We start from the raw sequence: 19,448 nt of genomic DNA on the forward strand, positions 1-19,448 counted from the left end.
GCAATGGACAACCTCAATGACATCCTGACTTTTACAAAGGTCGTGGAACAGGGGAGCTTTACCGCTGCGGCAGAGCTCCTAGGGTTACCCAAGTCTTCTGTCAGCAGAGGAGTATCTCGGCTCGAAACGCGCCTGCGCACTCGACTGCTGCAACGGTCAACCCGTCGCCTTCATCTCACGGAAATCGGACGACGCTACTACGATCGTTGCCGTCGGATTGTGCAGGAATTGGAAGAAGCCAATGGCATCGTGGAAAACTACCAATCTCAACCGTCGGGGCTGCTCCGCATTACCGCTCCCTATGTATTGGGGCAAGCATTTCTCGGACCAATTTTAGTAAATTTTTTATCATTCCACCCCAATGTCCAGTGTCAAGTCGAACTATCTAATCGCTGTATCGACATGATTGAAGAGGGATTGGATCTAGCAATTCGAGTGGGCACGTTGCCAGATAGTTCGCTGATAATGACTCATTTGGGACGGGCAAGCGCCGGACTCTTTGCCAGTCCCACTTATCTCGAGCAGCACGGCATCCCTCAAATCCCAACCGATCTTTGCGGCCATACTCTGTTGGATAATGCTAGTGCTCTGGCGACTTCCTGGACCCTCAGCCAGGGTTCTGAGCGTGCTGAAATCAAAGTCCTGCCCCGCTTGGTTTGTAATGATGTAGACATTCTTGTAGAGACGGCGATCGCCCACCAAGGGATTGCTGTTTTGCCCAAATTCACAGCGCTTCATGCAGTTCAAAACGAGCAGCTAAAATCTGTTCTCCCCGGCTGGCATGTAAAACGGGTGGATATCAATGCCCTTTACCCGTCCTACAAGGATTTATCGCCTGCCGTCCGTGCCTTTGTAGACTTGGCGAGACAGTGCTTGAAGAAAGTTTTAGTGAATGTCTGAAAACTGTCTGACACACTGCAGTGGAGCGACGAGTGCAATATGTCGGTTATGGATCCAAAGCGTCTGAGGAACTGCACTATCGGCCTGCCTCCCCTACCAAACGCGGCTAAATGAGGCGAAGAAAAATTTTCTGGCTCAATTTACGTGCTACTATAGGGCCGAATTATGAAAAGAAAGTGAAAGCGCCAATCGGGCAGATTTGGGGCCAGAGCCTTGGGGCATTACAAGCGTCGCTGGGCCTGAAGTGGCAGCTTGAATCGGGAGCATCAATTAGCTTATGACTCTGTTTAGATTTCGAATGTTTGACAGGCCGGAAGGGGCGCGTGGCGGCGTCACGCGGCGATCGCTCCTCCAAGGGGGCTTGTGGGGAGGCATTGGCAGTTTGCTGACCCCCTTGCTGGCTCGACCGGCAATGGCCCAGCAGGACGAGTTTTCTCTCTCGACCCACAGCAGGTCGAGGGGAATGACCACCGTGGGGGATGTGGATAGCGATCGCAATGGCTTCGATCCCCACGCCATCCTGACCGATTGGGATACGGGACGAGTGTCGCAGCTCCCGGACGGTCGTACGCTGCGGGAATACGAAGTGGCAGCGGAAAATAAAGAGATCGAGATTGCTCCGGGGGTGTTCTATCCCGCCTGGACCTATAACGGGCGCGTTCCCGGTCCCACACTTAGAGCCACTGAAGGGGATGTCTTGCGCATTCGCTTTGTCAATCGCACCGGCCATATCCACAGCATGCACTTCCACGGCATCCACGCCGCCCGCATGGACGGCATCCCGGGAGCTGGGGAAGCAGTACCGGGGGGGGAGTTCGTCTACGAGTTCGAAGCCAAACCCTTCGGCTGCCACCTGTATCACTGCCACTCGCTGCCCCTCAAGCGCCACATGCACAAGGGGCTCTACGGCGGCTTCATTATCGATCCAGACCCCAATCGCCATCCCGAAGCCGCCGATGTAGCGCGATCGCGACAGTTGGGCACGCCTGAAAACAATCGCTGGCAAGAGCTGTTCATGGTCATGAATGGTTTCGACACCAACTTTGACGAAGAGAATGAATTCTATGCCGTCAACACGATCGCCCATGCCTACACCAAACGTCCCATCCGGATCGAACGCGATCGCCCCGTGCGGATTTATCTCGTCAACGTCACCGAGTTCGACCCAATTAATTCCTTTCACCTGCACGGCAACTTTTTCAACTACTACGACCACGGCACCACCCTCACCCCCACCTCCCAAACGGTGGATGTCATCACCCAATGCCAAGCCCAGAGGGGAATTATAGAACTCTCGTTTGCCGAGCACGAACCGGGTCGTTACATGTTTCACGCCCACCAAGCAGAGTTTGCCGAGCTGGGCTGGATGAGTCTTTTTGAGGTAGTCGCATGAATTCCGAACCATTGCGCGAGAACATCTGGACGAAGTTCGATTGGCGTCGCATTCTGTTGGGCTTGGTTTTACCCCTGCTCTTGCTCGCGGCTGTCGTAGGGCTGTTTGGCATAACGGACCCATTGGGACCTTTGAATGTTTCTGCGCCGCCGATTGAGGAACTGGCGATCGAAACTGCCATCCTGCACGACGACGGTATTTCGCTCAATGTCAGAGCTGCCGGTTCCGAACCCATGCAGATTGCTCAAGTCCAGGTGGACGGAGCGTACTGGGAGTTTCAGCAAGATCCGGCAGGGCCAATCTCTCGCTTGTCTAAAGTCAACGTCGAGATTCCTTATCCGTGGGTGCAGGACGAAACCCATCACATCCTCCTCGTCACAGCCTCGGGAGTCACCTTCGACTACGAGATTGAGGTGGCAGTCCCGACTCCCTCAATTTCTCTGAACCAGTTGGCGAACTATGCCCTGCTCGGCATCTATGTCGGCATTGTCCCCGTCGGTCTGGGGATGCTGTTTTACCCCTACCTCCGTACCTTGGGGGCTCGGGGAATGCAGTTCATTCTGGCTTTGACGGTGGGATTGCTGTCTTTTCTGCTCTTGGACACGCTGGCAGAGGGGTTAGAGCTGGCAACAGAGGCCGCCAGTGTTTTTCAGGGCAGTGCCCTAGTGTGGCTCTCAGCAGGGGTAACCTTTTTAGGGCTGATTGCCTTGGGCAGAAGGCGCGGTCAGCCGCCGACAGGGATGCCCATGGCGACTTACTTAGCCTTTAGCATCGGCTTGCACAATTTTGGCGAAGGGCTGGCAATTGGGGCCGCATTCGCCTCGGGCGAAGCGGCGTTAGGCTCTTTATTGGTGATTGGTTTTACCCTCCATAATGTGTCGGAAGGGATCGGCATTGTTGCGCCTCTAGCTCAGTTGCAAACTCGTCTGGGTAGCTTTCTCGGTCTGACAGCGCTGGCGGGCGGACCCGCCATTTTGGGCACTTGGATTGGTGTCTTTGCGTTTTCTCCCCATTGGGCAGCTCTGTTCTTCGGCATTGGTGCCGGGGCCATTCTTCAGGTCATGCTGGAAGTAGGGGCTTATCTGGGGCGATCGGCTCGAAAATCCAACAATGCTTGGCTGTCGGGGGCGAGCTTGGCAGGCTTTACGATGGGGTTAGCGGTCATGTACGGCACGGCCTTATTAGTCAGCGTTTGATGGCGAACTCGTGCGAGAGCAGATTATCACAATGATTTGATACGCTCTCTTTCGGATCTCAACCTTAAACCAAATTCACGTTAAATAGAGGCCCAAGGTCAGCATTTTTTTGTGTTGATTGTGAGTCCTTAAACAGTGTTGGCTCCGGTGTATCGATCGGAGTAGTGTCCCACCAGCATGGTGGGAGTATGGTTGTTTCTCGCCAATCTTGAGGGCAAGTGCCTGTAGGAGCTAACACTGCAATGGGGACGATCGTTTCTTGGGGAGTAATTCCGCCGTGATAACCATTTTTCTTTTCGCGGCAGTAGCGGAGTTTTTCTGTCCAGGGCACGATTACCGAAGTGGTATCTGAGGCGATGACACGCTCTCCCGCGAGCTGAAGCTCTTGGTCGCTAGGGTTACCGTTATCGATACGCCAGCGTTCACCGCCCTTAGCTGATTGGTACTGGGCTCCATTGTCCAACACATGGCCGTGATCGCTGGTTAAGATGACCAGTCGCTTAGCATTCTGGGCTGCCTGCAAAAGGGGTTGCAGTACTTTGATACGAGCAAACGTCCAGGCAGTATCGACCTGATCGCCTTTGCTCAGCAGGTCATCGACGGCGTTGATGACCACGCCTACAATCTGATGCTTATCGGACTCCACTGCGCTATGTAGCTCCTCAGAGAGGATAGGATTGTCGCTTGCCCGGAGAGCAGCTTTATGAAACAGGAGTGGGGGGGCACTGCGTTTGCAATGTTTAAGCAAGGTGGCATGTTTGGTGAAGCCTTGTTTTTCCTGGTTGGCTTGCCCTTGTTGTAGTTGACCGCAAAAAAGACTGGTGCGGGATACAGCTGTTACAGAGGGGATGGTGGCTAACCCTGCTTGTATGGGGGTGTCTTGAGCTTCAGGGTGAATCAGGTTCCAGTTCCGTTGGGTGAGGTCAGACAATAACTCATAACCAACGGCGAGACTCATACCGTCAATCACAATGAATAGGACGGGATTTGTCTCAGCTAAGGGAGCGACAATCGTTTCAAGAACCTGTTCAACGGGTAAGACCGACTTGCGGGTGGAGCCGATGGCTGTCCAATCTTTAAGCAGTTTGGCAAATCGTTGGGATTGGGTTTCTCGAATCGTGGTGACGGTGTCAAACAGTTTGCCGTAGGCTGTGGAGAGTTCTCGGTGGGTTTCGGCTAAAGGCAAGGTTAATCTGGCCCAATCGATGAAGCCACCTTCTCTAAGGTGATAGGCGATCGCATCTTCTAGAGATTTTGGCTCGCTTGGAGGTGATGCTTTGGCATTAACTATCCACTGAGCTAGACGCAGAGCCATATCGAGGCGCTGTAACCGACGACTATTGAGATCTTCAATGGCTCGTTGATGGCTCTTGATCGTGTGATACGTCTGGCTCAGCTTATCCAGAGTTGCTTGGGTGGGCCTTTCGATCAGCGCGAACAGATATTGACTCAGGTTTGTTAGGTGTTGATTAAGCCCTTGCTCAGAGACAGTACTCAGATAGGCAAAGTCCTCTGCTCCAATTTCTGTGAGAATAGCATCGCTACGTTGGATCGCGGCCTGTTGGGCATCGGTAGGCAATAATTTCAGGGCTTTCTGGGCAGCGGTGCTCCAAATTTGCATAGCACTAGGCTGAGGGGCAAGCCCCGCCAGGAACCGTTCTTCGAGTTTGCCAATGGCTTTATCTAGCTTATTTTGGGTGGCGGGGTGATACATCACCTCAGCGGCCAGTCCCAGAGGGAGGGCGTCTGGTCTTGGGTTGTGGGCCACGCAGTGAAGGATCGTCTCAGTGGTGGAGCCTGCCAAGCCGATCAGCCATTTACAGGCAGCGCTCTGAAATTCTTCAGAAGCCTGCTGATATCGTGCCACATGGTCTGGATTGGCTGACCATTGCAGAATAGCCACCAGGTCAGGCCGATTAGCTTGCAGGTGAAGGCTCTGTTGAAGCAGGAGGGGCCAAACGATTTCGGCATCGAGGAAGCCTCCCATAACAGGGGAATAGCGGTTGGCGGGCATCCACTCCATTAGAGCTTCAGGAATCCACTGATGCGGGATGAGGCGGGGGTCGATATTGGTGGCGCGGAAGAGGGATTTGACGATTTGCCAGGGGTCGATCGCAAACAGGCGCTGTTTGGCTAAGCGCATGAGGATATCTTCTGCTAGATCTTGCTCTGCCAGTGGAGTGACTAAAACTTGGACGGCGTGCTTACAAGTGCCGTCCGCTTCTCGTTCTCGGTGTCCTTTTTGGAGGGCGATGCGCATTGCCAGAGGGGAGTCGCATCGATCGATCGAATAGCATCGATCGCCGTCAAATTGCTGGCGATCGCCCGTCCAGCGGCCTTGGGCATGGATGCCGATGACCTGACTATTCGGTGACCGTTGCAAAATGGCGGTGACCTGGGCTTTGATTTGGCTGAAGGTAGGAGCAGATATCATGCGTTGCGATCGCCCTCCTCAATCATCCAACTGATACTCAATCGCACAGTTTGACCTGCTTTGAGTTTTGTGCCTAATTCGATCAAGAGTTCTTCCGCTGCTTTAAGCCCCAGATCCGTTTGACTCTCCTCACTGACTATCCGGGGAATGGGTTCTACCGGATGGGTCGCGCCTTGATTACCCTCTATGGGTTGAGGCTTGGATGGGGTTACTGGCAGCACTGGCGGTGGTGCTACGGGTTGGGGGGAGACTGGTTGAGGTGTTGGCGGCTGTGGTTTTGAGGGCTGCTGGGTCAGCAGCCTAACGGCCTGGTTTTGGGATTGCTTGAGTTGTAGCCCTAATCCCATTGCATGCTCGTCGCTGCTGAGAGCCTTAGCTAGATTATCTAGAATGGTTTGCGCTTGAGTCTGACGCTCGTCCGTGAGGGCGTCAATGCCTTGGAAAATATCCCAGCTTACGCTCTCTAAGGTGCCGGTGAGGGTGGCGGCTTTTTTCAGACATTCAGCCATAGCGGATGCCGAAGTGGCGATCGCCGCTTCGGCCAACGCCTCTATCACATCCTCAGGCTTTGCTGCATGAAGACGTTCCAGCATCGCTAGGGTGGTATTCGCGGTGGACATTCGGTCACAGGTCTTATCGAAATTTAGGGTATCCAGACTATCTTGCAAGGCTTGCACATAGCCCTGACAATTGTCCAAAGCAGCTGCGGACTTAGCTTGCACTTTAGTCTCTAGCTCAGAGACTGTACTGGCCTTGCGCAAGGTGGCGACAGAGATGCCAAAGATCTCCTTTGCCCGTTGGATAGCAACGGTCCAATCGGCCTCGTCCGGGAGCTTTTGCTCCCGCAGTTCGCAGTCGTTGAGAATCTCTTTGAGGGTGACATCTATAGGGGTATTGTGGCGGAAAAAGCTGCGTCCGGTTTGCTCTGCATAGGTGAGAATCACCAGGTTTTGCAACTCCTTGGCAAGGCCCATGGGTTTGGGTTGGTCCATCCACTGGCGAAGCTGGCTCACTTGTGGAATGCCCCCTAATTCAGCGATCTTTTTCGTAAAGTGATGCTTCCAATGCTGCCCCAGCACAAAATGGGTGGCGTCGGTGCCCATTTCACCGAGCATCAGAGGATTGGCGATCTGGCGTAGCAGGGGACGCACTGGCCGATCGACCTCCACACGACCATCGGCGGTTTGAGCAGCCTGAATCAAGTACGGGTAAATCTTTTGTAGGTTGCTGGTCTTAACATCTGCTTCAAAGTCCGGTGCTGCTGGGAACTCGTGGGTGAGGGCCTGCTTTAGCAGATGGTGCATGCCAGCGGCTAGGTTAGCTGCCATTGGGGGTTGCAGGTCGAACCCTACCTGTAAAGAGACAAACTGCTCATGCAATTCCAGACTGGCGGAAGTATCTAAAGACTCATGAACTTTGCTAATGCCATAGGCAGCATCCAGGTGGTTCTTGACCCGCTGTCGCAGTACACTGCGCTGGTTTGCAAGCAGGGATTTAGCGGTTTGTCGATCCTGGGGAGAGAGATGGTTGGCATATCCTGAGAACCGTTCCCCCGCGAGCACATATTCCAGAATCAACAGGGTACCGAGATCTTTCTGGGCATCTTCGCTAAAGAATGAGGGAATCCAGCAGAGGGTTTTGGCTCCTTCGGGATGGCTCTCTTTGAAGGATTCACACTTTTGGCGGTCATCCTTGGGGGAAAAGGTTGGTTCATCAAAGGGATAGTCGATGACGATCTTCCAGCATTCGTCCAGGTTTTCTAGAGAGGCTTCGGGCAGTTCCCGAATATTGCCAAAGATCGCCACACAGGAGCGCTTGGTATGTTTCCAGGTGAACTCGTGGTATTGCTCGAACTGAGATTCTCCCTGAATGTTGAGCTGGGCATAGACCAGGTCTCGAACCAGGCGCACGCGGTTGCCTCGATTATCTTCCCGTTCGGCTTGCTTGAGGATGGTGTCGGTATCTACCCCAGAAAGCTGCACCGAAATGCTGGGGTTAGACAGTTCTTCGCCAATGCGAATCTCGCCGATGCTGGCAGCCCAGCTTTGGCAACGTCGCAGCACTTCATGGCTTTCTCGTCCGGGAATGGGGGATTTAATCGTACCGTGGTTGAGGTTGGCCAGCCGTTCGGCGTTGAGCCCTCGTAGGGACTCTACTTCAGGGACTAGGGCTGACAGCAGGAGGGTTTTCACCAGGCGATCGTCATTGCGAAAGGCGAGCCATTTAGGAGCGTTGAGGGGCAGTTTTTCAAGGTTTTCCAGACGACCGTGGGTTTTCTCTAGCTCGGGCAGTAGCTTTTGCTGATAGAGCCGTTTGGCGTTGTTAAAGTGAATCGCCATTTCGGGACTAAAGGCTTCGTCACCGTGGGCCACCACGTCAAACAAGTCGCCTACCGGGACGATATCGCCAACGGCTAAGTTCTCGCGACGATCGACTAGGAGCTGCATCATCACCTTTAGGGCGGTGCGTTCTCGTTGCAGCACACTGGAGACGGCAATTAGGGTCTGCACCAGGGCGGGGCTGAAGGGATACACCTTGCGGAACATTTCCCGATCGCCTGTGCTGGTAAGCAGGGTATTCATCACCGATTCGCGCACCTTAGCAGTTTGTGCGAAGGCGGCATCGAGTTCTTCGCGGGCCGCTTTGCTTTTGCATTTGAGGACTCGTTTTTCGGCGATCGCAGGCAGGTTACGGTCTTCCAAGGTGATGCGATGGAAGCGGCCTTCCCAATGTTTGAGGGCATCGCTAAAGTTAAGCTTTTCGGCACCGGGGATAGAGTCGCCGATCAGTTCGCTGAGGTCGCGCTGACGGGCTACAAAGCTGATGATGGGGATGGGGCGATCGGCTAGCTGGGCTTCAACCAGTTTGGAGAGTTTTTGGCCTTCCTGGTGAATGAATGCCAGGTCGGTAGCGCGGCTGGCCAGCCAGAGGATGAGTTCATCCAGAAACAGGATTAAGGCATCGTAGCCAAGGGCTTTGGCATGTTTGCTAATGACCGATAATCCCCGATCGAGGGAGACAAAGGCTTCGCCCTGGGCACCGGCTTGTACGTCGTAGGAGCTAAAGAATTGCTTGACTAGGGCACTGATGAGTTGAGACCGTTCTTCATCGCCAGGACCCGCGATCGTGGCAGATTCAAAGCGATCGGCATTCCAGCCATCGGTTAACTCCCCCCAGCCGCTGTCGCTACTGGACCCTTCGTTAAGTTGGCTGAAGAAGGCTTCGTCGCCAATGCTTACCCGCAGGTTTTGGGCATCCCGAAAGAGCCCTTCGGCCAGATAGACGCCGGGGATAGGGGCATCGGGATGGTTGCGGCGAATGAAGTCTACATAGCCACCCAGGATGCACGACTCCATATCGCGGGCACCGATCGCGTGGTAGGACACCAGTAGGAATTTCTTGCCGGTAATCCAGTCGTTGTGTTTGGTAATAGCCGGGGCTAGTTCTCTGATGCTTTTGGCTTCGGGAATGCCTTTTAAGATTAGGTTGAGGACGGCCATGAAGTGGCTTTTACCGCTGCCGAAGCTGCCGTGGAGGTAGCTAGCTTTGCTGCTGTTGCTTTGGATGGCGCTTTGAATAAAGCTGAGGGCGTTATCGAAGCAGTCTTTGAGTTCGGGGGTGACGACGTAGTCCCGCAAGGTGGCTTCGGGGTGGATGACGCCTTCGGTGAGTTTGAGAACGAAGTCGCCTTTTTGGACGCGCTCGGGAATGTCGATCAGGTCTTTGATGAGTGTCATGGGAGGGCTACAGCTAGTCGTTTAGGATAAAAGGTGATGTAAGTCTATGGACTCTGTTCTGGCTTATTGATATCCTGCTGTGTCAGGTATTCTTCTGGGGACTGGGCAATGCTTTCCTCCGCAAGCGGTTGATTGACTAACACTTGCATCGGCAGTAGTTTTTCGGTACGGCTCAAGGGTTGAACGTTTTGAATGAATGGCTCTAATGTCATGATTTGTCTGACTCCTGAGCGTCGTTTTCTGCCTGGTTGAGCATGGCCTGAATGATAGGTTTTAGTCGTTGTAAATCTTGCTGGCAGGTGGTCCATAGGACGTCTAGCTTGACGCCGAAGTAGGCATGGATTAGCTTATCTCGCATACCAGTGATGCCTTTCCAGGGAATGTCTGGGTACGGCTCTGTGAGGGAGGTCGGAAGCTTCTTGGTGGCCTCGCCGATGACTTCAATGGCGCGGGTGAGTGCAAAGATGGTTTTTTCATCGGCTTCAAATTCGTCGAAGGCCATACCGTCTACGAATCGTTCGGCTGCGGCAATATGCGTCAAGATATCTTGCAGATAGTCGCGACTATCTCGTCTAGTCATAGATAGATAACCTCCTGCAAAATCCTTTGGCCGATGTTGGCTTTGAGGGCATCTTTCATCACTAGATCGACTTTTTTGCCGAGGGTATCGCTGAGTTGGTTTTCGAGATGGCAGAAGGTAAATAGCCCAAATCGAAAGTTGGGATCGAATTCGACTAAGACATCGACATCGCTGTCGTCGGTTTGCTCGCCCCGTACATAGGAGCCAAAAATACCGAGCTGGCTAATATGGTAGTCCTTCTGAAGGGTTGGCTTCAGTTGAGTGAGTTGGGTTTTGAGGGTTTCCAGGGGGTCCATAGGGGTCGATTTTATTTTCCATTGTGGAGCAGAATTACTTTTGTCTTTTACGCTTCTGTTTGCCTTGGGTTTTAGGTGGCTTCCAGGCGCGGAGCTCATCTAGGGTTTTGTCCATTTGGCGGGCTTCGTCTTGGATGAAGCCTTCGTAGTAGTCGCCCATTTTGAGGTTATAGGTGGGGTCTAGGTCGTTGTGCCATTGTTTGAGCCAGGGTAGCAGTTCGAGCAGGCAGCTGAGCAGGGGGAGTAGGCGCGGGTCGTCGCGACCACCGAAGTTTTCTTTGACTTCGATGTAGTAAATGCTGATGGCCTGGGTGAGTTGAAGGTGGTTATAGCCTGCCCAGGCGATGACGGGGAAACTGTCGGGGCCTTCGCAGTGGGGGAAGCTGACCCAGCGTTCTTTGGGGACGTCGAGTTTGCCGCGCAGTTTCCAGTAGTGGGTTTTGGTGAAGTCTTTGGTGGCGTATTTGGGAGGGACGGGGATGGTGCCGATGTCTTGCTCTTTTTGGCGTTTGGCGGCGGTGCTGTCGAGGTGGTTGGGGTCGTTTTTGGACAGGTGGGTGCGGGCGTCGATCGTGTCTTCTTGGCGTTGCAGTGCCCAGGTGTGTTGCCAGTCTTGGCGTTTGCGCAGGCCGGAGTCTTTGTAGCGCAGGATGGGGAGGAGGGGGACGGTTTGTTTGTCGATGAGTTCGTCGATGAGTTTTTGGAGGTTGAAGGCGGGGTCGTTGCGGTAGAGTTCGCCGACTTGCAGGAGGTCGGGGTCTTGGCGGGTGATGTCGGCGAGTTTGGCGGTGGAGATGAGGGTGGGATCGGGGAGTTTGGCGGTGGGGATGCCGTCATCGTTCATGCGGCCATCGAAGTCGAAGTAGCTTTCGATGCGATTGAGAAGCCAGGTTTGGAGGGCTCTTTCGAGTTGGGAGTCCCAGGGTTCGGTGTTCCAGCGGCGCTTATAATTTGTTTGTTCGATTAGCCGAATATTCTTGTTTTTCTCAATGAGACTGATACGCTCCTGAACAACTTTTTTATAGCTCTCAGGCCAATCAATTGGCAGCTCTATAATTGATACCGCATTTAGTCGCTCAAACCATTTAGTTTGTAATTTTCCATCTCGCATTTGTCGAGCCATAACAATTTCAAAGGCTCTTTGTCCAATATCAATTGGAGGTGGTTCTGATCGACTAGTGGGCGATTCTTGCAATAGTCCATATGACTGATAGCTTTCCCAATCCAGTTCCTCTTGGAGTGAAATCATCTTCTGGAGTATGAGAATTCTTTTTTCTCGATAATCCTTCAATAGATCCTTATGCTTACTATACAAGCCTAAGGCTTGAGCAGGAGTATAACAATCAAGAAGACCTGCAAGTTCATTTATTTGACTTGATATCCTTAAAGAATATTGCTTAGGAATAGGAAACTGTTTTAGTTTTGTTCCATCAAATTCATAGAAATCATGCCATTTTTCATCTTTAGAGGATGCGCCACCAGGTCCACCTTTATTATGAAAGACCTGCTGCATCCAAAAGCAGCCGATCGCACTATTGAGCAACCCCAACAACCCCAAATGCTCATCCTCAGTAGCCCCCTCCGGCAGCTTGATCACAGGCGCTGATTGCTTGAAGACTTTGCCACCGCGATCTAGGACGAAGTGGTTGTGGGTAGCGACAAAGGCAAATGCGATCGATCTTGGATTTCTAAACCGATGAGTTAGAAAACGATTCCACTCCCACCAAGTTCGATTCAATTCTCGATGATCCCCACCAAGTTCACGTCTTCTCCAGAGATTTTCCTTATGAGGCCACAGGAAATGATGAACGGCTAGACCATCTTCTTCAGATACAGGCTTCAATTCCTCATTGTATGGAAATAAGACATGCTCTGGTTCATAGATGCCCCAGTCTCGGACGTGCTCACCTTGAATCATTACTAATTGATGCTCAGGTTTAATTCCTCGTCGAGGAAGTACGCCATTCGGCATCAAGTAAGTGTCATCAGCACGAGTGAGGCATAAAGAACATATAGTCTCAATCACATCTTTTAGTCTTTTGATGTTTAATTTCTCAATGGCAGTTTTTAACTCAGTTGCTCCTCCACCTCCAATACTCCACGGGTGCTTATGAAACAACTCCCGCTGCGAATCTGCCACACTCACAAACTCACTCTCCGAACCCTCTACATCTACTTGCTCAGTAATCGCAGACCACACTAACCCCTGCGCCGCATCCTCCGGTGTACTCGGCTCCCCCCGTATTCCCATCACCGTGCGAATCACACTCGCCACCGGAGCCCGATTCCGCCCAAACAAAATTACAGTTGGTGTCCCATGCCCTGGAATATAAGCCCCACTCGTATCAATCACATGGGTCAAATCCACCTTAGGAAAAAATGTCTCAATCAACTTCTTACCAAACTCTCGTTTCATAAACGAGTTCGCCGTAATCTGCCCCGTAAACCCACCCTTCACCGCCAAACCAAAAATCCGCTCCATAAACGGCACAGCCAGTGAGTACTGACGATGGCAAGCCTCATACCGCTCCCGATAGGCCGCATTTAATGCCTTATCCCTCGGCACAATATACGGCGGATTGGCCACCACTGCATGGTAATATTCCCCTCGCAAAATCCCATTCAGCGCCGCAATATCCTCCGTCTGAAAATGATGCGACATCGGTGCCCAATCCCCCAGCACCAACTGACTCCCCTCCCCATGCAACAACGAATCCCCGCAAGCTAAATTAAACTTAAACCCCGGCGCATTCTTCAGCTTCGTAATTCCACTCGCCCTCATCGCCGCCAACAACAACCGAAACCGAGCAATGGCGATCGCATAAGGATTCACATCCACCCCATGCACAGCATCCAACGCCCGCTGCGCCAACGCCCGCACATAAGTCCCAGGCTCTTTCCTTTGCCACCGATCCAAAATCCGCTCAAACGCCCCCAACAAAAAGTGACCACTCCCACAAGCCGGGTCGATCGTGCGAAAATCCTGCAACCCAAACTCCTCAATGGCTGGGTCCAGAGTGCGATCTAGAATAAACTCCTCCACAAAAATTGGCGTCTGCAACAGCGCATACTTCTTCCGCGCCGCCTTCGACAAGTCCTGATACAAATCCCCTAAAAACCGCGTATCCCAAGCCGAGTCAGTGAAATCATGAACCAGAGTGCCCGTTGCTGAATCAATCGTCTGAAAAAACCGTAGCAATACCCCAGCCGCATCCCCACTCAACCAGTTAGGCAACTCAAACAGCGGGTTACGATCCAGAAAAATTGCCCCCATCCCCGGCAACCGACCCAGCTCCCGAAACACCGCCAGCAGATAGTCCCGATCCGTCTCCGTCGGATGTGCCCGAAAGTACAGCTCATGCTCGTCCCGAGCCCGTTGCAAACCGTCGCCAGGTCCAGCCAGTCGAGGTGACTCCACCAAGCCGTTATCTTCCAAAAACCGAGCAAACACCGCCCCCAACACCCAGGCCACCGCCACTTGAGTGGCATAATCCGCACGCCACTGCCCATAGCTCAGCGCAGTCCGCTCAGCCCTCTGTGCCCTGTCATACTCCACCCTCAGAGTTTCACCGACCTCCGGCACCTCCGCTAAGTCACTCCGCTCTGCTAAATCCTTTTCTAGCAGTGACACAACCCTTTGCAAGCCACTCAGCAACAGTCCGCGATCGACCATGATGTTATCCCCTTAAATCTTTGCCCGATGGCGATTCTCTAACCACTCATCCGTAATCTTTGCCCGCTGCCCCGGACTCAACAACGGCACAGCCTTGCCATCAATCGTGGCCTGCTGCTGATTGGGCAACAGCAACCACACCCCCGGTATGCCATCCTCCCGGCCCACCTTCTCCCGCAGCCGCTCCAGCAACGTCATCTGGTCATACCGCGCCAACAACCCCGGATAGATCAGCACAATCGTCTGGGTTGCCTTCAGCAGTTCCGCCTCCACCAAAGGCATCGCCCTCCTCACCAATAGCATTAGCTTGTCCCAATCCCCTTCATTCGGATTGGCATCCGCCTGCAACACCAGATCCCACTTCACCTTGGCCCGATCCGCCACCCGCTTCAAGGCGTCAAGAAACAATGCTTCATAGTCCACCAACTGCACCGGGAAGCGATCGCATAGCTCCTGCTGAGCCCGCTGATAGCACTTGGGGTTGACCAACAACGCCAGGAACGAGCCCTCCTTAATTCCCCGCTTGAGTCTATCCTCCAGCAATCGGGCATCAGCTTCCTCCGGTGTCATCTCCTGCCCATCCTCAGAAAAAGCACCAGTAGGCAGCCGAGCAAAACTGGTGCTGCTACTCAGAGACAGATGTTCCCTAGCTCGGTTCACATAACACCCCGCCCTAGCATCCCAGGTCAGGGCAGGGATAAACTGCTGCAAGAGCCCATCCAGATCTGGCCGTTCGGGTAATTTAGCGGCCTCCGGGTAGCGGCCACTAACGCGAGCCTTCACCTGCTGCACCGTCAATGACGGCACCCCATACAACGCCCCCTGAGATAGCCGTAAGGCCCGCTCAGCCTCCATATCCCTGGGATATAACTCCTGACGACTCGATAGCGCCGCCCCCTGAGAAGCCGCTGCCGCTAGTTGCAACAAGCGTCGCTCGGGTAAGGGGGTAGCCTCGGCTGGTGGAGCAATCTCCTGTAATGCTTGAATGGCCCGATCTGGAGAAACCAGCGGATCTTCTTGGGCCAACCGATCCGCCTCTTCGCCGAGCTTACTGCCATAGGTCGCCCAGTCCACATCTACCGCCACCACAATACTTTTCCCCCCTCGCTGCACCACAAATCGCGGGTTAACCATACAGCGTTCTACTTCGACTGCAGCCCGCAGCAGAGCCATCGCTTGCCGCGTCCGCAACTGGGGATCGTCCGTCAAAGACCCTCGGGCAATCAGCAAAGCCAGCGCAACTTCCCCAGCCGTCATGACTCTTCCGGCCTGCTTCAGAATATCCAGCACATCGTTTCGTAGTTGGGTCACCGCTGGCATCTTTGACCACCGCTTTTGAAACTTGCTGGTCAACTGGCCAATGCGTCCCCGCGATCGGCCCATATCCGTCTGGCTGGGCCAGTCATCAAACGTGTCATTGAGTCCCAACAGGGCCTCCAAAGTCCGTTGGGCCGACGCTCCATCCTTACTACTAGGCTTGGCAATTTGCTGGACTAACCGATCGACACTGAGGCTACCCGAAGCTTCCTGAGCTGCTAAGTCAGCTTCTGCCGTGTCGCTACCCAGATCGCTCAGAGTTGGGGTACCCAACTCTGCCCGCAGCACCCTGGTCACCGCCAAAATTTCCCGGCGGGTTTTATGGCCTACCCCCCGGAGCCGCTGCAATTTGCGAGGCGGCGTTTTCAGCAAATCCTTCACCGTTAAAATATTGGCCAGATCCAGAGCATTGGTCGAGCGGGTGCCTAGTGCTAGCTCTAAAATCGGGGTGTCAAAGGTTGCTCCTGCCAACAATGTCTTTAGGGCCGATTCATCCTCTGTTTCCAGCAACGCCCCAGGTTCTTCAATCCCTTCAAAGCATTGTCGCCAAGCTCGTAGCATTTCCTCAGCATTGTCAAACCGCTCCTCGATTTTGCGCCTAAAGGCAGTTTCAAAAAACGCTGTCAGTCGCTCCCGCAGGGTTGCCTCAAACCGCTCTGGCTCCAGCGTAATCTCACCCTCCACAAAAGACGGATCGGTGACCCCATCGCCCCACACTGGCAGCGTCCCCGTGGTCATTTCGTAGAGGGTCACCGCCGCCGCATACCGTTCTCCGTAAGAGTCCCATTGGGGTGGCTGCCGCAAAATCAACAGCGGGTCTAGATAACCTGGGGTGCCTGCCTTGATATTGTCTCTAGGAGCACGAGACAGGGAAAAGTCAAACAGTACCAGGTGCAGCTTATCTCCGCGCCCCACCTGTCCAATGGCAATATTGTCCGGTTTAATATCTCGGTGACTGATACCCTGCTCGTCTAAAAATTTCACCACATCTAACAGGTCTTCGCCAAACCGCTGGAGCAGATCGATCCGCAGGGGGCCTTCCTTGCGCAAGCGTTGTCCCAGGGTCTCAATTCGGTACTTGTCGCGCTCCACCAGTACCGGTTGCATTAAAATCCCTAGCCGATTCCCGACTTCCACCCTGTGTTCAAAATCTACAATGTGAGAGTGCCGTAACTGAGCCAACACTTCCGCCTCATCCTGAATCCGCCCATTATGCTCTGGGTCATTGGCCACCTTCAGAACGTTTTCTTTGCCATCCTTAGTAACCAAGAAGCCCACCGAGCAGGCCCCCTGGCCTAACCGTTTCAGCACCTTAAAATGACCAGCCAGAACATCCCCCTGCCGTGCATCATTCGGGTTGTTTACTAAAGAATTCTCTGGCTCAGTCAGGGCTTCCTCCACCTCATCTAACTTCGCCAGGAAATCAGCCACCGTCTCTGTCCGGTAGTCCACATTCGGATGGGTGCTATCCAAAATCAAATGCTGCAAACTTTCCGGCGCACCATTCAACACCGAACTAATTTGTAAGCCGTTGGTTTCTCGCAGTTTTTGGCTCAGCTCTAAGCCATTGGCGGCTGGCGGCAGACCCGAGAATAAGTAAAAGGCGATCGCCCCTAGGGAAAAAATATCCAGATGCTCGCCAATAAAGTCCGCATCATTCAGGGCTTCTGGTGCCAAATAGGCCGTATTCACATCCTCCACCAGCCGATCCACATGGTCTGTCGCCGTGACTTCATGACTTGCCCCCATCGAGGCCGATCCCGCCCGATAGCCCAGTTGCCAGTTGATAATCTGAGTCTTGGGGTAGCCCGCCCGAGACTCTCTGACCAAAATGCTTCTAGGATTTATCCCCCGGTGAATCACCCGCTGCTCATGGGCGAACCGCATGGCCTCAGCAATCTGACGCATCAGATCTAGCTGCACATCAATACCCAAAGGCTCTTGCCGTTGCGCCAGGTAATGGTCTAAGCGAATTGCCGTAGGGTCATGTTCCAGTACCAGTGCTGGTCCCAGCTCGTGCTCACTCAAACCGTAGGCCCGTAAAATGCCTGGATGCTGCAACGACTCCAGCAACTGAAATTCCCGCTTCGCCGCCCGTTCAATCATCGCCTTATCATCTGCAGACGCCTCGCGCCGCACCAGATAAAATCGAATTCGTCGTTTCGTTTTCTCTATTTGTGTGTGGGTTGCCGACCAATCTTGATACCCGGGTCCACTATCAATAATTTTCTCCAGCACATAGTCGCTAACCTGCCGCAATTTCTGGGATGGACGAATCCCCGCCTGCTCCATCGCCTGACCGATCAGCTTGGCAATCGGGCGGCTATAGGTATCTCTCAGCGGTCTTAAGCCCTGACATTCTCGCCGCATAATCGCCGACATAATACCAGTTCGAGCCGGTTTTTTTCCTTCTCTGGGGCGATCCTTCAAGCAAACTCCATGACGTGATTCAACCGGTAAACTTAGCGTTAATCGATCTGACGATAGAAACACCAATGGTTCAATAAAAGGTAACCCTTTTCTGCCCTTAAATGCGCGTTGCCGTCCTAACAAAGACTTCAACCGTTTAGCTTTCAGATTTGTCAGTTTGATCGGATTATCGTAGGTGCGACGCCTCCCATCTAGCCTTTCCAAAATCCAGGTACCCGCATCCCCAGAAAGCTTCCCCGGCCAACTCTTGATCTCAATCAAAAAAAATCCCTGAGGTGTAAAGACCAATAGGTCCACCTCATTGATGCTGCCATCGGACGCAATAAATTCAAAATTGGACCAGGCTCGATAGGGCTCATGGCTCGGAAACTGGCTACGCACAAACTCAAGCGCTTCCCGCTCATGATCGAAATTTGATTCGGCAACCGTAATCCAGTTTGAGGGGGCAGGCATAAGAGATGTTTAATCAAAGGAGGGTTTCGCTAGGCGCAATCCCGATCTTAAATTCTGATGGGCAGCTTTTCATAAGCTGCCCAATTTTTTCGCTGTCATAGAGCAGTTTCCAGAGTATAATTGGCATCCAAATCCAGCTATACACTAGTGCTAGAGCGAGGATTCTGCTATGCAACGCGATCGCCGTCCCATTCCCAAACTACTGTTGCCTGCAGTGGCGATCGCCATGACCTGCGTCTGGACGGGCATCGCCAGAGCCCTGCCTCCCCCCGACGACATCCCCGAAGAGGTGTTGCGCAACCAGCCCATCTGGGGGGGGCGATCGCCCCTCGACAATACGGCCTTGTCCCCGAGTGAATACGAAGAGCTGCGGGCAACCCTAATTGAGGCTCAAGCCACGCGGCCCCGCGTTTCCCCCAAACTGCAGCGCTTGATCCTACTGCTCAAACTACGCAAGCTGCTGCGGGCGATCACGCCGTTTTGAGCTCTAGCGGATTGTCCTGCAAATAGCGCTGACAGTCTTGCAGTACCCCCCTTGCTGCATCGAAGCTAATCAATGCCTCTGCCTCCTCAAACAGACACCAGCGAGAGTCGGCTAGCTCCTCGGGCTGAATAGTGACGTTGGGTAGCGCTCCCTCGGGTCCGATGGGAATGCGGGCCAAAAAGTATTTCACCGTTTTATGCACTTCATTCCCCGATTTGCTGACAAACCGGTAGGTCTCCGAGAAAGACACCTTTTCGCTCAAGATCTCGTAAACGTCAATTCCAACTTCTTCGCGAAACTCGCGGCAGGCGGTTTCCAGATCGCTCTCTCCTTCGTCTTTATGGCCTTTCGGAAAGCCCCAGTGGCCTTTGTTGTGCAAAATCAGCAGATAGCGCAGGCCGTCGGGGGTGGCACAAATGGGCACGAGACCGTAGGCGGTGTCTTGGATGGCTAGCATAGTGGCAATCAATGGATGGGAGGAATGGCAGAGATCCTGCGAGGGGCGATCGCTCGCGAGGATAGCGAGACAGGGCTAAGCTTAGCTTATCGATACAA

General features: G+C 53.4%; 12 protein-coding genes. 4 read left to right on the top strand and 8 right to left on the bottom strand.

Annotated elements, in window-relative coordinates:
• Positions 1–3 precede the first annotated feature (3 nt).
• The 3 genes from SYN7336_RS11785 (at position 4) to SYN7336_RS11795 (ending at position 3,489) form a co-directional block, all read left to right on the top strand.
• Complete coding sequence (locus SYN7336_RS11785; RefSeq protein ID WP_017326147.1) at positions 4–900, top strand: LysR family transcriptional regulator; 897 nt, start codon at positions 4–6, stop codon at positions 898–900.
• Between the two features lie 298 nt (positions 901–1,198).
• Positions 1,199–2,293, top strand: coding sequence for a multicopper oxidase domain-containing protein (locus SYN7336_RS11790; protein ID WP_017326148.1), 1,095 nt, complete (start codon positions 1,199–1,201; stop codon positions 2,291–2,293).
• Positions 2,290–3,489 (top strand): ZIP family metal transporter, encoded by a 1,200-nt coding sequence (locus SYN7336_RS11795; RefSeq protein WP_017326149.1) that lies wholly within the window; start codon positions 2,290–2,292, stop codon positions 3,487–3,489. The genes SYN7336_RS11790 and SYN7336_RS11795 overlap by 4 nt, the downstream gene beginning before the upstream one ends.
• Positions 3,490–3,553: 64 nt before the next feature.
• On the opposite strand, the gene pglZ is transcribed toward SYN7336_RS11795, so the two are convergent.
• From pglZ to pglW, 7 genes are read right to left on the bottom strand one after another with little or no spacing between them, the layout of a single operon-like run.
• A complete protein-coding gene (gene pglZ / locus SYN7336_RS11800) occupies positions 3,554–5,923 on the bottom strand; it encodes a BREX-2 system phosphatase PglZ (RefSeq protein ID WP_017326150.1) in 2,370 nt (789 codons plus the stop codon).
• The gene (locus SYN7336_RS11805) at positions 5,920–9,660 is read right to left on the bottom strand and encodes a hypothetical protein (protein ID WP_017326151.1); all 3,741 of its coding nucleotides are present in this window, start codon (positions 9,658–9,660) and stop codon (positions 5,920–5,922) included. Before SYN7336_RS11805 ends, pglZ begins: the two co-directional genes overlap by 4 nt.
• 44 nt (positions 9,661–9,704) lie before the next feature.
• Complete coding sequence (locus SYN7336_RS30830) at positions 9,705–9,872, bottom strand: hypothetical protein (protein ID WP_017326152.1); 168 nt, start codon at positions 9,870–9,872, stop codon at positions 9,705–9,707.
• Positions 9,869–10,240 (bottom strand): DUF86 domain-containing protein, encoded by a 372-nt coding sequence (locus SYN7336_RS11815; RefSeq protein ID WP_017326153.1) that lies wholly within the window; start codon positions 10,238–10,240, stop codon positions 9,869–9,871. The genes SYN7336_RS30830 and SYN7336_RS11815 overlap by 4 nt, the downstream gene beginning before the upstream one ends.
• Complete coding sequence (locus SYN7336_RS11820; RefSeq protein ID WP_017326154.1) at positions 10,237–10,536, bottom strand: nucleotidyltransferase family protein; 300 nt, start codon at positions 10,534–10,536, stop codon at positions 10,237–10,239. Before SYN7336_RS11820 ends, SYN7336_RS11815 begins: the two co-directional genes overlap by 4 nt.
• A gap of 34 nt (positions 10,537–10,570) precedes the next feature.
• Complete coding sequence (gene pglX, locus SYN7336_RS11825; RefSeq protein WP_017326155.1) at positions 10,571–14,209, bottom strand: BREX-2 system adenine-specific DNA-methyltransferase PglX; 3,639 nt, start codon at positions 14,207–14,209, stop codon at positions 10,571–10,573.
• Positions 14,210–14,221: 12 nt separating this feature from the next.
• The gene (gene pglW / locus SYN7336_RS11830) at positions 14,222–18,409 is read right to left on the bottom strand and encodes a BREX system serine/threonine kinase PglW (protein ID WP_017326156.1); all 4,188 of its coding nucleotides are present in this window, start codon (positions 18,407–18,409) and stop codon (positions 14,222–14,224) included.
• A gap of 169 nt (positions 18,410–18,578) precedes the next feature.
• Between pglW and SYN7336_RS11840 the strand changes: the two genes are divergently transcribed.
• Positions 18,579–18,893 (top strand): hypothetical protein, encoded by a 315-nt coding sequence (locus SYN7336_RS11840; protein WP_017326158.1) that lies wholly within the window; start codon positions 18,579–18,581, stop codon positions 18,891–18,893.
• On the opposite strand, the gene SYN7336_RS11845 is transcribed toward SYN7336_RS11840, so the two are convergent.
• Positions 18,880–19,350 carry a bis(5'-nucleosyl)-tetraphosphatase gene (locus SYN7336_RS11845; RefSeq protein ID WP_017326159.1) on the bottom strand — a complete coding sequence of 157 codons (471 nt, stop codon included), beginning with the start codon at positions 19,348–19,350 and terminating at the stop codon, positions 18,880–18,882. The two genes, SYN7336_RS11840 and SYN7336_RS11845, sit on opposite strands and share 14 nt — an antisense overlap.
• Positions 19,351–19,448: the final 98 nt, after the last annotated feature.

It is taken from the genome of Synechococcus sp. PCC 7336 (genome assembly GCF_000332275.1).
Lineage (GTDB): Bacteria > Cyanobacteriota > Cyanobacteriia > Thermostichales > PCC-7336 > PCC-7336.

Bases quoted from the DNA above. Each gene is read 5' to 3' on its own strand.
- SYN7336_RS11815 (WP_017326153.1), bottom strand. From the start codon at position 10,240: ATGACTAGACGAGATAGTCGCGACTATCTGCAAGATATCTTGACGCAT.
- SYN7336_RS11790 (WP_017326148.1), top strand. From the start codon at position 1,199: ATGTTTGACAGGCCGGAAGGGGCGCGTGGCGGCGTCACGCGGCGATCG.
- SYN7336_RS11795 (WP_017326149.1), top strand. From the start codon at position 2,290: ATGAATTCCGAACCATTGCGCGAGAACATCTGGACGAAGTTCGATTGG.
- SYN7336_RS30830 (WP_017326152.1), bottom strand. From the start codon at position 9,872: ATGACATTAGAGCCATTCATTCAAAACGTTCAACCCTTGAGCCGTACC.
- SYN7336_RS11785 (WP_017326147.1), top strand. From the start codon at position 4: ATGGACAACCTCAATGACATCCTGACTTTTACAAAGGTCGTGGAACAG.
- SYN7336_RS11820 (WP_017326154.1), bottom strand. From the start codon at position 10,536: ATGGACCCCCTGGAAACCCTCAAAACCCAACTCACTCAACTGAAGCCA.
- SYN7336_RS11840 (WP_017326158.1), top strand. From the start codon at position 18,579: ATGCAACGCGATCGCCGTCCCATTCCCAAACTACTGTTGCCTGCAGTG.
- pglW (WP_017326156.1), bottom strand. From the start codon at position 18,409: ATGCCTGCCCCCTCAAACTGGATTACGGTTGCCGAATCAAATTTCGAT.
- pglZ (WP_017326150.1), bottom strand. From the start codon at position 5,923: ATGATATCTGCTCCTACCTTCAGCCAAATCAAAGCCCAGGTCACCGCC.
- pglX (WP_017326155.1), bottom strand. From the start codon at position 14,209: ATGGTCGATCGCGGACTGTTGCTGAGTGGCTTGCAAAGGGTTGTGTCA.
- SYN7336_RS11845 (WP_017326159.1), bottom strand. From the start codon at position 19,350: ATGCTAGCCATCCAAGACACCGCCTACGGTCTCGTGCCCATTTGTGCC.
- SYN7336_RS11805 (WP_017326151.1), bottom strand. From the start codon at position 9,660: ATGACACTCATCAAAGACCTGATCGACATTCCCGAGCGCGTCCAAAAA.